The following is a 13,388-nucleotide window of genomic DNA, read 5'->3' as shown; positions in this document are numbered from 1 at the left end:
TATAATTGCTATTTAATATATAGAACACTTGGAAACAAGCAGTATCAGCGATTCAAGACGGTTGATTTTTAGTTTGATTAGTTATCTTAATCGGACGATTAGATTAAAATATATTGACAACTTTATAATCTAGTTTTAATGTTAATAACATCTAAAAGCTACTTACGATCCAAGTTACAGTGTTAGTCGTGCAAGAACGGGATGGGGTAGGTAGTGGATGTAAAGGCGGGCGCCACATTTCAGATTAACTGGTTTGTGTTTAGTGTTCATTTTGATGAGCGCTACTGATTCTAGAGATCAGCAATGTCTGCCTTGGATGCAAAAGGGAAAGGGGGTGGTGCTGTGGAAAGAGAACGCGTAGAGCTACAACTAGCAACTTCAAAATTTTCGTCGCTAGTCGGTACCAGTATTTTCAACGTGTTTATTAATGTGTGGGTGATTGACACATTTGGATCGGCACGGGTGTTGTCGCACGTCTTAAGTATTGCCGGTGTTTCATCGCTGCTATTTTCGTTTCTAGGGGCCACGATTTCCAAAAAGCTTTATTTCATTAAGGCCATCAGGTACGCGGATGGGCTGTCGGCAATCTTTTGCTTAATTGCCGATGTGTTGCTGCTGACCACTAATTATCGACTGCCGATATTGTTGGCATTAGTCTTTACCTTGAATATGAACGTCGCGATGACCGGGCCGTCACTGAAAAGATTGATTGGTATCGCCGTATCGAAGGATAGAATCATCGGGTTTAACGCTGTGATAAGTACGGGGACAGAAACAATCAAGGTGGTCATGCCGATGCTAACCACGTTTCTTTACACCAATCACTGGCTATCACTAATTGGGACGATTACCTTGAATGGTATCTCGTTTTTTATTTCATTTTTATTTATCCGTGGCATCTGGTGTGAGTCTGAATCATTATCAGATGGGAACGGGGTGACTTATAAATCGGCTTTCGTCTATATGCTCAAAGCGCCCTTACTAGCCTACTTGATCATCGCTGGATTTTTCTCGAATATCTTTTTGTCGGGATACACGCTAATTATTCCAACGATCGCGATTAACAATTTTCATGATCATTCTTTATATGGCCTAATCGTGAGCATTGAATCCGCTGCGGCAATTTTAGGGTTGCTCTCGATTCGATATATCCATATTGATGAGCAAATATCGCGGGAGCGTTGGGGGCTAATCGTTGGTGGGCTCAGCGTGGGTGTTACTGGCATCTTTCTAACAAAAGAGGCGTTCATGTTGACTTCGTTCATACTCGGCTTCTTCTATGCCAGGTATAATGTCGGCTTGCAAAGCTACATCCAAATAAATGTGAGAAACGAACTCATTGGTTATTTTTTTTCAATGATTTTTATCTGTGCGAGTATCGCAGTTCCAATCGGGAGCACGCTTTTCGGATTGATTATCGACCAACATGCCATCGAAGCGCTGGCAATCATTAGTGCTGGCATCACCGTCATTAATGCGATTTGGTTCGTGTTAATCAGTAGACGATGATTCCAAATTGGTGTCAGGCTGAATGAGGTGAGAATTGGACTGTCGGCTGTTCCCGCAGTAGCCCCGATATTGAGCAAAGGTGATAGAGCCAGCTAGTGGTGGCGTGAAAGGTGCTGGTGGCGCATATGGTGGTATCGCGCGATTGATGCCGTACTTTGTTGAGGTAAATCTGTGGTGGGTGGCAGAAAGTCGGAAATATAAAATCGATTGGGTTTCAATTACATAAATAATTTGTCAAAGTCAACATTGATGTTCTGAAAATGAGTCATGAAGCGATTCGATACTGAATTAAAAAGATGGACACGACATAACGGAATTGATGACGGTCGCAAAACCAAGCGACGGGTTGGAACACGTTAAAACTATTTGCTGAAGTGAGGAGGTTGATATAATGAGAAAACAAGTTTTAGTTATCCAAGGCGCCGACTACACGCATCGGTCACTAGCGCCGTACGTTGACGTCAGTATTATCTGTACGAAGGCACATGCTGAGACCTTAGCTGCTAAGCAATACCGGCATGTTTTTATTGTGGATGATCTAGCTGATTTCGATGAGATTGAAAAGTTGAACCTCGGCGATTTTAGCTTTGACTTTGTCTATTCGTTCTCGGAAAGTTATCAGCAGTTGGCCGCCAAGATTGCCGATACCTATGCCATTGCGGGTTTTACGGAGGATGATATTCGTTTCTTGAATGATAAGCATCGTGTTCGCAATCGGCTAGATGAAGTCGGGTTAAGTCACTGTAAAAGCCAATCAGTTCATTCTAAACAACAGATTTTGAGTCTAATCAGCGCCTTTAATTATCCGTTTATTCTCAAGCCTGATCATGGTATTGGCGGCCATGGCGTGCGAAAGATTAACTCATTACAGGATTTGAAGAATCTAGATATTGAAGATTTATCAGATTATGTCATGGAGACGTTTATTGATGGCACAGAATACAGTGTTGAAACTTTTTCAAACTTAGGCCAACATCACGTCTTGAACGTGACGGAAAAGATCAAAGATTCAAATATGAATGAAGTCGGGCACATTATTCCCGCGCGCTTAACGGCTGATGAGACGCAACGAATTGCCGCGTACATGACGCAAATAAATGATGCGTTAGGAATCAAGTCAGGGGTTGGTCACACTGAAATTATTGTGACTAAAGACGACCATATTGAACTAGTCGAAACGCACATCAGAATGGGTGGTGGCATGATGGGCGTCTTGATGAACAACGTCTATCACTGTGACGTTGTCGCTTGTTGGGGAGATTTGATTGCCGAGAACAAATCCGTGAGTCACCTTCCTGATTGGAATGGCAGCTACAGTTCAATTATGTCAGTTTTCCCGACCAAACGTGGCGTGATTACGCGGCTGGACGTTCCGAATGATGACTCTTTTAAGACAATAATTCGAAAGCAGGTCGGTGATACTGTGGACGACATTGATAATCAGAATCGAATTCTTCAAATGATGGGCACAGATACTGACCCAGATCGGCTAAAAATGAATTTATTGCATCGGCTCAAGCAAGTCATTGTAGAAATCGGGTGATGGTATGGAAATTGTTATTTTAGCGAACCTATCGATAGCGACCTTAAGACTTGATGAATGGTTAACCGCAGACGATAATCACTATGATGTGGTGACGACCAGTAAGAAACGGGCGGAATATGCGGCCGCCAATTTTGCCGCCAACGTAACCCTGACTTATGTAGATGATTGGTATGCGGAAGCAGCGCTAGTCGGACAGATTCGACGCATTAACGACCATAATCGGATTCAGAAGATTATTTCGTTTAGAGAAAGAGATGTGCTAATTGCGGCTAGGTTGAGAAAGTTATTCAAGGTGCCTGGTCAGCGCATTGAAAACGCGATTTTGTATCGTGATAAGGTCAAAATGAAAAGTTACCTGCGTGAACATGGCATTCCAGTGACTGACTTTCAGGCGATTGACGATTTACTGGATGCGCTCTGTTTTATTGAGGCGCATGAAAACCAGTATCCGTTTGTCATTAAACCCGTTTCAGGCGGTGGTTCTGCAGATACGAGCGTTGTTCACAATGTCGCTGAAGTGATGGCAGCGGTGGCCCATCATTCTGGAGAGCCGCAAATGATTGAATCCTTTGTTGACGGGAAGATGTACCATATTGATGTCTTACGAGTTGATCATCAAGTCCGATATATTTCGACGGGAAGATACCTGACCGACTGCTTGGCCTTTCAGCACGGGGTGTCCACAGCGTCTGCTTTTTTACCGTATCGCACGAGCGAATCAAGTCGAATACTAGCATTTGCTAATGCAACGCTGGACGTGATGCCAGTGGAAAAAGACGCAATCTTCCATATTGAAGTATTTGAAAATTCAGCGGGGCAACTCGTTCTCTGTGAAATTGCCTGTCGGGCTGGGGGCGGCAGAATTGTGCCGTTGATTGAGCATAATAGTCATATTAATCTCTACAAAGAACTGTTGGTACATCAAATCGAACGCGATGAGTTAAGTGATTTGCGTGAAGGCCAGATGCATAATGATAAATATGTGGGTTTTGTGCTGACGGCGCCACGCCAAGGAACAGTAGTGGCGGCGCCCAAGCAAGTTCCGTTCGAGTATGTCGATGACTACGAGATTTACACTCAAGCGGGTACGGTGTATGGTGTTCCGAATTCCTCGGTCTTTGCAACCGCATTTTTCGATGTGCACGGTAGCAGTGTCGATGAAGTGAGCGAGAAACTGGCAGCGGTCGATAATTGGATGCAGCATAATTTGGCGTATCAGTAGCTGTTTGGTATATGCTGCAGGAGCCGATGAGTACTCCGGAAAGCTTGGGCAGGATGCGTCAGACCTAGGCAAGTCATGATTAAAATAATCCGATGTTTAAGCGGCTTCATCGTCTTTATTGGCGATGAAGCCGTTTTTGGATGGCCTGCTCAATTTAACTGAAAAAAGTGGCTTTTCTTGGCAAGGTTGATTTTGTCTAAGCATCACGATTCGTGGACTAGCATGTCTCGATCGCAAGCTGTTCTCATTTAGCGGCACAGTTTTTAATGACGATTGCTTTTTCAGTGAGGCCTGAATAATCACAATCATCGCCCAATTTTGTTTTCGTTGTCCAAGAGGTGCAATAGTTTCCAGCGCTTAGAGATTAAGATAAACGTGGCAATGCCAATAAATAGCGCATCTAAAAAGAGGCCCTTTAGCAGTGCTTCTACGGGCCCGTTGATGACGCTTGGGACTGAATTAACGCCTTGAGAATAGAAACTAGAGAAATCAATCAACCAATGGACACCAATCGCGCCCAGTAAGTTGCCAGTTATTAAATAGATTGCGGCAAGTAACAGACCTAGCCCAATCACGTAGAGCACCTGGCAGAATACTGACCACACGGGTTGGGATAACAGGTTGGTCAAGTGCATTGCGGCAAAGATAAGAGCCGCAGCAATCATTGCAGCGATGGTGGCGCGTATGGTGGTGAACTGTTTAAGGCATCGCGATAGAAGCGTCGTAAATATTATGCCGCGAAACGTGTATTCTTCAGTTATCGCGACAATCAATGAAAGCAGTAATGAAATTAAAAATTGATTCAGATGATTCCGAAAGAAAATAAGCAGAACGATTATCGTTAGCCCTAAAGGCACCCCGTTTTTTCTTAATTCTGACATGGTGTTGGTGGGCAATAAGCGAATGTGCTGTTTGATATACAACCGATTCAGGATGAGTACTGCGAGTAACATCAGCGACTCCGTAACGATCACCTGGACTGGACCAGCATGCATGCCAAAGACAGTCGTCAAAGGAGGCATTAAGAAAAGCGTGATTAGATAGCAAGCGACTGTGATTGCGACTTTGATGAATGGCATAGCTGAATTTTCATCCTCCTTAAATGCTAATAGTTGAAACAAAACCATTATATTTCAATTTTAAATCAGCTGGTTGAAAAACTTATAAAAGTAAACAAATGTCCGGTTAACGTGAATGCAGGGCGCACTTCGTCATAAAATGACACGATTTCAAGGTTTAAACGCAAATCGCTGTGTTACGTCACAACTGAAACCTGACCATACTAGGGCTGAATACGATATTGCCACGTCAAAATGATCAATTGGACTTTTAACTGTTTGCCAGGGGGTAACAGGGGGTGGCTTGAAAAATGGGCGTATAACCTGACAAAACACGTTACTTAGCATATTGACCGCTCCTGCTTGCACATAACTAGGGGAGCAGTTGTTAACCTCACTTTTTATGACTTATACATCTTATCGTTAGGAAGATGTATTGGTGGTAGCGCCGATATGACGATTAACTGGCATAATGCTACGTTACTATTTTTTTGTTAGAAACAGTGACAGGTGAGTTACAATTTTATCTATAATCGATAAAGTTTCAGCCATTAGCCACACTTGGGGAATGAGATGACAGTGATGTTGGCCGATTCCTAGGTCGAGGATGCTTTGAACTCTGACGTTGTGCAGATGACTATGGATGTGCTGATGGAATTTATAGGGTCAAAGTGGTTGGGATAGTTCGTAAGAATGGGCGCGATGTGGTACGCCTGTTTTAGGATGCAAGGAGAATGTTGAATGTTAATCAAGACGGGAAGATGGATTAAGAAGGCCTTCATCGGGATATTGCTCTTTATGTTAGTTCAAGTCCCTGTTTTGGCAGATGGCTATTGGCCTTGGTGGGGAGAGACTCAGAGCGACGTTCAGGTGTGGCAACATTGGGGTGCCCTGATAGGCTTAACCGTAGTTGTGGGAATTGTGCTCCTCATAATTTATAAAAAAGTCAATTTTGAGGATATGAGCGTTAAAAAAATAACAGTATCGATGGCTGTAAAAGCAATTGTGGTTGCAATCATCCTCGTATTGCTTGAAATGGTCATTGCCGTGGTCTTTTCGAAACAACCTGAGTCAGAAAACTATGAAATTGTTCAGTTGATCCGTAGCCCACTGGGGATCCTAACGCTAGTCTCTAGCAATATCGTGAGTCCAGTACTTGAAGAACTGTTATTTCGAGGTGTGATTCAAAGTGTTTTGCGTGAAGCATTACCTGGCGTTCTGGCTATCATACTGACGAATATATTATTTGCTTTGGGGCATGGCTATCAGCTGGGAAGTACATTGGGGATGTTTGTCGTAGGATGCGGTTGCTCGTGGTTATTGATCAAAACTAAAAATTTGAGCGTGCCCATACTGAGTCATATGACGATTAATTGGCTGGTCACACTTATCAATCTGGTGGCGATATAGTTGGTAGCTGAAATAACTGGATTTTGATAAATCGATTATTGCCAGTCAGTGTTTGCAGTCATCGGTTAAGATGTGGATAAAATAGCAAAAAAATATTTATCCACAAGGGATAACTTGGCGGGATTGGGTTAGTTAACAATGTAATCGCGGCTGTGAGTTATTCGTTGAGCGTAAATACAGTGCATATTTATTCAATAGCTGGTTTCGGCGGATGTTGAGACGGGCAATCGGTTCACGGCAGCGTAGTTATTAACATTGAGTGGGGATAATTCGTTGGGTAAGGTGAAAAGTTCAGGTCAATGGGGATAATCAGAACTTGTGGCTGGATAGTGGCTGATGGGCTCCTTCTATTTGTCGATATTTATTAGTCGCGAATAAGGTGTAATTGAAATCGCGACACTATAATTGAGATGTATACGCAATACGTGTATAATCTGTCCTAAAATAAGATTAAGTGAGCAATCAATTCATTGATTAAAACTTTCGCGAATAAAGTGACTCAAAAGGTTTTTCAACAAGAATTTGCTAAAACGTTACCACCAACCGTGCAACGCGTGGCACTACGTAAGTTGCTAATGATTGACCATGCTGAAACGATTAATGATTTGAGAATGCCACCCGCAAATCATTTAGAGAAGCTATCACAAGATCGGCTGGGACAGTACAGTATTCGAATTAATAACCAATATCGAATTTGCTTTACGATTCAGAATGGCAATGAGTTTTATGATGTTGAGATTGTAGATTACCATCGTGGATAGGAGATTAAAAGCTATGACTGAGATGCCAACACCTAAGATTAGTGAAATCCTCGAAGAAGAATTTATGGCGCCGTTGCAGATTTCTGCGTATTTTTTGGCCAAGCAGATTGGAGTGCCTACTTCACGAATCCAAGATTTGTTACATGACCGTCGACAAATTACTGCAGATACCTCATTGCGATTAGGCCGGTTCTTCGGGGTATCAGACCAGTATTTTCTAGCGATTCAAAATGACATTGAAATACGTAAGCTAAAGCAACGCCATAGTGCAGCCTATGCGCAAATCAAACCATATCAAGTTAGTTAATCCGACCCGCGACCGCCGCTAGTACCAGTCATAGACGCAGCGCACTATCTAATTGCCGGATACGGCTGCACTTAAGATACCCACTTGTGGATAAAACACAGCCCTATTAGTTATACACAGGTGGACAAGCATGTATAACTGAGTCCCCGCTATCCACAGTGACCTAATCAATAGTCGTCAGACGTAAAAAAATGACATTTAACACAGCCAAGTGGGCCGGTTAAATGTCATTTTTGAGTATCATGATTTTACTAAGTTACACGCGTACTTGATGTTCAATGGTAAATAGCGTCGGGTCCAACTGTGCAATCAGCGGTGAGACGTCCCCGATGCTGAGTAGCGTCAAATGATGCATTGCGCGGGACGCAATCGTGTAGAGAATCCCGATTGAATTAGCATCCGGGTAATTAGCCGCGGAGACATCGTAAGCAACGACCGCGTCAAATTCTAGCCCCTTCGCGAGGTAGATTGGCATGACGATGACCCCCTGCGGCATAGTGCGGTCGCTATCGGTCATTAGCGTCGTCACCGTATGATGCTTCAGATATTGGTAGACTTGCTTACTTTCCGCGAGGTCCTTAGTGAGGACAGCGACTGTATGCGTCGTTTGAAGTTGATGGTCAACTTCGCTACGCAGACTGCTAAGCGCTGCGTCTTCACCATAGCGAATCATGACTTTTGGCAAGTCGCCCTTACGCGTAAACGCCTGGATCTGGTCACCGTCGGGCAATAGCGCTTTGGCAAAGTTCGTAATCTGTTCAGTCGAACGGTAGCTTTTATTCAAGGTAATCAAGTTTGCTCGGCGCACGTTAAATGCCGCCTTGAGTCGTTCTAGCAATTGTTGCGGCAACTCGATACCTTTGAATAGGGCTTGTTCACTGTCACCTAACAGGGTGAACTTAGCCAGTGGAAAGGCGTGCTTGATGTAGAGCAACTGAGCCAATGAATAATCTTGCATTTCATCGACGAAGATGTACTGCATCCGCCGATTCTGACCACTACCGGTTAAAACGTCGCGCAGTAATAACAGCGGCGCACAGTCGACCAGTGCAATGCGGTGGTATTCCACGGCAGCTTGGTAAGCCTTGATGCGTTGCTCCCACTGTGCGGCGGGAATGTCATTAGGCCGGTCGACTTGGGCTAAGAAATCATTATATTGTTCATAAGTGTCTAAGAAATAGCCGTTATAGATGGCGTCGTATACTTGCCGGAGCCGCTTGGTCACGATTTGTTTACCAATATAAAAGACTTCATCGTCGAGCGATTGGAAATCCCCGCGGCGCTTGTTGCCCAGCAAGTCGTGATAGGCTTCGTCGCTTAATTGGTCGATAATCTCGTTGACCCAGTCGGCTTGAGCCTCGTCATCGATGCGGTGTTTTAACCGTTTGATCAGCGTATTCTTGATGGCGAGGAAGCGGTCAGCCGGTTGCATCGCTTTAGGAAGAGCTGCCGCGATTTTGGTAATCACTTCTTTGGCGAAGAACACCTCGCCGTTGAAGACGATGTTCGTGAAGCGCAATTGGTCGGCAGGTAACTGGTGACAGTAGTCATCGACTTGGCGCATGAAGTCGGCACTTTCCTGGAAGTCCCGAATGGCCGGCGTCAATTGCGTATTTTGCCGGTCACTTTCGTAGCGTTCGAAGAGGCTCTCGACAGTCAGGCCTTGAAAACGGGCGCTGAGAAATTCCGCGAGGGTCACTTGCCGCATGTTGCGCTCCCCGAGACTAGGCAACACTTCAGAGATATAGTGACTGAATAAGCGGTTCGGTGAGAAAAGCACCATCTGGTCAGCTTCCAGTGACGCCCGGGAATGGTAGAGTAGAAAAGCGATGCGCTGCAGAATTGCCGAGGTCTTCCCTGAGCCCGCGACACCTTGGACCACTAGTAAGTCGCTGGTCGTGTCGCGAATAATATCATTTTGTTCTTTCTGGATGGTTGCGACGATGTTTTGCATATACGCATCATTTTGTTCACCCAAGACCGCCTGCAAGATTTCATCGCCGACAGTCTCGTTGGTATCGAACATGTTTTTGATTTCGCCGTGATTGATTTGAAATTGGCGCTTTTTGACCAGTTCGGTCGTTTGTTGTCCGGCTGGTGTCTGATACTGAACCTGCCCGAGCGTCCCGTTGTAGTAGACGGATGAAATCGGGGCACGCCAGTCGTAGACCAGGAAGTTCTGTTCAGCATCAACAAACGAGGCGGTCCCGATATATAAGCGTTCCGCGTCCTCATCGGGGCTGTCTTGAATATCGATCCGACCGAAGTAGGGTGAATTACTGAGGTCCTTGAGCACGCCGACTTGCCGCTTCAAGATAGCTTCAGATTCGACTGCTCGTTCGACCATTTGCTTTTGTTGTTGCAGTTCCGCGTTCGTTTCGATACGGTCATCGACTTCAAACGTGTTGACGGAATTATTATCACCATAGTTTTTCTGAATGACATCAGTTTCGTGATGGGCCTTTTCCAACAAGTGGTCGGTCTGTTTTGCCCGTTCCTTAACTTGCTCGATAACTCGATCAACCCGCTGTTGCTCGTGTTGTTGTTCTTGATCTGATGTTGCCACGTCGAGGGCCTCCCGTCTTAAAATCCATTAAATCGCTTGAACAATTCTAGGCGGGTTTGGCAGGCATGTCAATCAAAGCGCCTGCAAAAGACCATAATAATTGCGGTTGGATGCACGGTGTTAGAACTTGTTCGGCGGCCGAACGATTACTGACGCGAAACTTGCAATGTATTCCCATTTATTCTAATATGTTTTTAATCATTCTAATAAAAGTAGGTGGAGCAAATGCGTGTCGCACTAGCACAACTTGATATTCAATTCGGCGATCCAGATGCGAATTACCAGCAGGTCGAAGTCGCGATTCAACGGGCAGCGGAACAAACGGTAGATGTGATCGTGCTACCAGAAATGTGGAATACGGGGTATGCGTTAACGCGGCTAAACGTTGTGGCGGATGACGATGGTCAGCGGACGCGACAATTACTCAGTAAGTTGGCCCGCCAATTTCGCGTCAACATTGTTGGCGGCTCGGTCGCAGTCGCACGCGACGATCATTATTATAATGAAATGCTGGTCATCGATCGGCACGGTCAACTCGTGAGTCAGTATGACAAGGTCCACCGGTTTGGCTTAATGGCGGAAGACCGCTATATTACCGCTGGCGCGACCGAAAATGTTTTTGAATTGGACGATGTCGCGGCGATGGGTGTCATCTGTTACGATATCCGGTTTCCAGAATGGTTACGCAAGCAAGCAGCGCAAGGCCCCCGGGTGATTTTTGTGAGTGCCGAGTGGCCAACGCAACGCCAGATGCAGTGGCGGCTATTGCTCCAAGCGCGGTCGATTGAGAACCAAGCGTTTGTCGTTGCCGTCAATCGGGTCGGCAGTGATCCAGACAATCAGTTTGGCGGGCAATCATTAGTCATCGATCCGCTAGGGGATTTGTTAGCGATTGGTGGCGCCCATCCGCAGTTGATTACGGCGACCTTGGACTTGGCCCAAGTCGAACGCGTTCGCGGCCAGATTCCCGTCTTCGAAGACCGCCGACCGGAACTTTACTAACCGGCAGTCGCAATGATGATTAGTGACAAGGCGCGTTTTGCTAGGCTGTTCTTGCGAATTGTAAGTGGCGTGCTTTTTTACAAGTTCTCAAGTCGCCCCAGCTTGTCGGGATTCCGTTTGAATTATTTTTGACACGGTTCAGTAGAACCAGTACACTAGACTTAATTAATCGTTGAAGAAAAGAACAGTAAGGCGTCCAATGACAGAGATCTAGTTGAGGCTGAGAGCTAGAAGGGACTAATGAAATGGCTTTTTGGAGATTCGGTGAACGCCGGGGCCGCCGCCCTTATCGGTCAATGAGTGGTAGAGACTAGTCTCTGCAATTTAGGTGGTACCACGGTGATGCGTCCTAATTAACGAATAACGAGTTAATTTGGGCGCTTTTTTCGTGCCAATAGAAAGGAAGAACGAACATGACAAAAAAAGTAATTTTAACGGGGGACCGGCCAACCGGTAAGCTACATATTGGACACTATGTCGGCTCATTGCGTAACCGGGTCGCCTTACAGAACTCTGGCGACTACGAATCATACATTATGATTGCGGATAACCAGGCATTAACGGATAACGCGCATGACCCTGAAAAGATTCGCAAGAGTTTGTTACAAGTCGCAATGGATTATCTGGCAGTCGGTATTGATCCAGACAAGTCAACGATTCTGGTCCAATCCCAAATCCCAGCGTTGACGGATATGATGAACCAATACCTGAACTTGGTCACCGTTGCGCGGTTGAACCGTAATCCAACCGTTAAGACGGAAATCAAGCAGAAGGCGTTTGGCGAAAGTGTTCCAGCCGGCTTCTTCGTCTATCCAGTCAGCCAAGCCGCCGATATTACGGCGTTTAAGGCCACGACGGTTCCAGTTGGCGATGACCAAGAACCGATGTTGGAACAAACTCGTGAAATCGTTCGGAGTTTCAACAAAACTTATCAAACGGACACGCTGGTCGAACCTGAAGGCTACTTCCCACCAAAGGGCTTGGGTCGTATCCCAGGGCTCGATGGCAATGCCAAGATGAGTAAATCACTCGGTAACGCCATCTACCTCTCTGACGACGCGGATACGTTGAAGCAGAAAGTGATGTCGATGTACACCGACCCAGACCACATCCATATTGAAGATCCCGGTAAGGTCGAAGGCAACGTCGTCTTCACTTACCTCGATATTTTCGATGAAGACAAGGCGAAGGTCGCTGACTTAAAGGCCCAATACCAACACGGTGGCCTTGGGGATGTTAAAATCAAACGTTACCTGATGGACGTGCTTGATGGCGTACTCCGGCCAATTCGGGAACGCCGCGCCATTTATGAAGCCGACCCAGCGCAAGTCTTACAGATTTTGAAAGATGGCACTGCCAAAGCCAACGTGGTCGCAGACCAAACGTGGCGTGAAATGCAAGCTGCCATTGGCATTAACTATTTCGATTAACCACTTATTTTGATAGATGAGGCGCCACTGACTGGCTTTTTACTGGTCGGTGGCGCTTTTTTTGCGTGCGGGAAGTTGGGGTGAATTCTTGGGGGTTACGTCTCTGCGATACGCTTTGTGCGCGTTGCTATTCAGCGCTAAGGGAATGAAGACGTGCTAATTATTAAGTTCAAAAGCAGCCAGCTGTGAACGCTGGAAACAGTGCGAGTTAGCGTAAACATGTAGCGATAGGCTCATCCTACTCCGGCTTCCAGGCATTCTGTGCAATGGCCGGAAACATACTAAGCTTAATGGTGGACACAGATTTAAGCCGACAACCCGCGTCTTAAATATTGGTCTTTCACGTTGCCCGCGATATTGCCGAAACATGTTCGAGCCAGACTGGGTTCTAACAATCGCCAAACTTCCTTACTCATTTCGAATCAGCAACTTCACGGAATTTCTCAGAACTTTCTCTAGTTTTCTGAGTTGGTAAAGTCTTGAATACTAAGCGAGGGTAATTTTATCGACTAAATTCAAGATTAGCGTTCGTTGAATTTAGTGAATCATATTCAATAATCTCTCAGTAATTAAATGC

The 13,388-nt window shown here is 45.4% G+C and carries 10 protein-coding genes; 8 read left to right on the top strand and 2 right to left on the bottom strand.

Going from position 1 to position 13,388, the window contains the following annotated elements:
* Positions 1–342: 342 nt before the first annotated feature.
* The 3 genes from KGF65_RS15460 (at position 343) to KGF65_RS15450 (ending at position 4,277) form a co-directional block, all read left to right on the top strand.
* Positions 343–1,509 carry an MFS transporter gene (locus KGF65_RS15460; RefSeq protein WP_003637613.1) on the top strand — a complete coding sequence of 389 codons (1,167 nt, stop codon included), beginning with the start codon at positions 343–345 and terminating at the stop codon, positions 1,507–1,509.
* Positions 1,510–1,900: 391 nt separating this feature from the next.
* Complete coding sequence (locus KGF65_RS15455) at positions 1,901–3,052, top strand: acetyl-CoA carboxylase biotin carboxylase subunit family protein (RefSeq protein ID WP_101872762.1); 1,152 nt, start codon at positions 1,901–1,903, stop codon at positions 3,050–3,052.
* 4 nt (positions 3,053–3,056) lie between these two features.
* Entirely contained in the window at positions 3,057–4,277 is a 1,221-nt protein-coding gene (locus KGF65_RS15450) for an acetyl-CoA carboxylase biotin carboxylase subunit family protein (RefSeq protein ID WP_101872763.1), read from the top strand.
* 305 nt (positions 4,278–4,582) lie between these two features.
* On the opposite strand, the gene KGF65_RS15445 is transcribed toward KGF65_RS15450, so the two are convergent.
* Complete coding sequence (locus KGF65_RS15445) at positions 4,583–5,230, bottom strand: CPBP family intramembrane glutamic endopeptidase (RefSeq protein ID WP_253954380.1); 648 nt, start codon at positions 5,228–5,230, stop codon at positions 4,583–4,585.
* Between the two features lie 846 nt (positions 5,231–6,076).
* Here KGF65_RS15445 and KGF65_RS15440 point away from each other — a divergent pair.
* From KGF65_RS15440 to KGF65_RS15430, 3 genes are all read left to right on the top strand, one after another.
* On the top strand, positions 6,077–6,745 hold the full coding sequence (locus tag KGF65_RS15440; protein ID WP_101872765.1) for a CPBP family intramembrane glutamic endopeptidase: 669 nt from the start codon (positions 6,077–6,079) through the stop codon (positions 6,743–6,745).
* 470 nt (positions 6,746–7,215) lie between these two features.
* Positions 7,216–7,506, top strand: coding sequence for a type II toxin-antitoxin system RelE/ParE family toxin (locus KGF65_RS15435; protein ID WP_050337761.1), 291 nt, complete (start codon positions 7,216–7,218; stop codon positions 7,504–7,506).
* A 13-nt stretch (positions 7,507–7,519) separates the two neighbouring features.
* Entirely contained in the window at positions 7,520–7,813 is a 294-nt protein-coding gene (locus KGF65_RS15430; RefSeq protein WP_003637617.1) for a HigA family addiction module antitoxin, read from the top strand.
* A gap of 256 nt (positions 7,814–8,069) precedes the next feature.
* Here the strand turns inward: KGF65_RS15430 and helD are convergent, their stop codons facing one another.
* The gene (helD, locus tag KGF65_RS15425; protein WP_050337760.1) at positions 8,070–10,379 is read right to left on the bottom strand and encodes an RNA polymerase recycling motor HelD; all 2,310 of its coding nucleotides are present in this window, start codon (positions 10,377–10,379) and stop codon (positions 8,070–8,072) included.
* Positions 10,380–10,604: 225 nt separating this feature from the next.
* Here helD and KGF65_RS15420 point away from each other — a divergent pair, with 225 nt between their 5' ends.
* Together KGF65_RS15420 and trpS are read left to right on the top strand one after the other, a co-directional pair.
* Positions 10,605–11,381: a carbon-nitrogen family hydrolase gene (locus KGF65_RS15420; RefSeq protein WP_216748151.1), complete on the top strand. Its 777-nt coding sequence runs from the start codon at positions 10,605–10,607 to the stop codon at positions 11,379–11,381.
* A 413-nt stretch (positions 11,382–11,794) separates the two neighbouring features.
* Positions 11,795–12,811: a tryptophan--tRNA ligase gene (gene trpS / locus KGF65_RS15415; RefSeq protein ID WP_050337758.1), complete on the top strand. Its 1,017-nt coding sequence runs from the start codon at positions 11,795–11,797 to the stop codon at positions 12,809–12,811.
* The last annotated feature ends 577 nt before the right edge of the window (positions 12,812–13,388 follow it).

The organism is Lactiplantibacillus sp. 30.2.29, from assembly GCF_018991255.1.
GTDB lineage: Bacteria > Bacillota > Bacilli > Lactobacillales > Lactobacillaceae > Lactiplantibacillus > Lactiplantibacillus pentosus.
This window is presented reverse-complemented; position numbering and strand designations above follow the sequence as displayed.

What these genes read in the sequence shown, in the direction of transcription:
- KGF65_RS15455 (WP_101872762.1), top strand. Translation starts at nt 1,901, where the DNA reads ATGAGAAAACAAGTTTTAGTTATCCAAGGCGCCGACTACACGCATCGG.
- KGF65_RS15450 (WP_101872763.1), top strand. Translation starts at nt 3,057, where the DNA reads ATGGAAATTGTTATTTTAGCGAACCTATCGATAGCGACCTTAAGACTT.
- KGF65_RS15445 (WP_253954380.1), bottom strand. Translation starts at nt 5,230, where the DNA reads ATGTTACTCGCAGTACTCATCCTGAATCGGTTGTATATCAAACAGCAC.
- KGF65_RS15440 (WP_101872765.1), top strand. Translation starts at nt 6,077, where the DNA reads ATGTTAATCAAGACGGGAAGATGGATTAAGAAGGCCTTCATCGGGATA.
- KGF65_RS15430 (WP_003637617.1), top strand. Translation starts at nt 7,520, where the DNA reads ATGACTGAGATGCCAACACCTAAGATTAGTGAAATCCTCGAAGAAGAA.
- KGF65_RS15420 (WP_216748151.1), top strand. Translation starts at nt 10,605, where the DNA reads ATGCGTGTCGCACTAGCACAACTTGATATTCAATTCGGCGATCCAGAT.
- trpS (WP_050337758.1), top strand. Translation starts at nt 11,795, where the DNA reads ATGACAAAAAAAGTAATTTTAACGGGGGACCGGCCAACCGGTAAGCTA.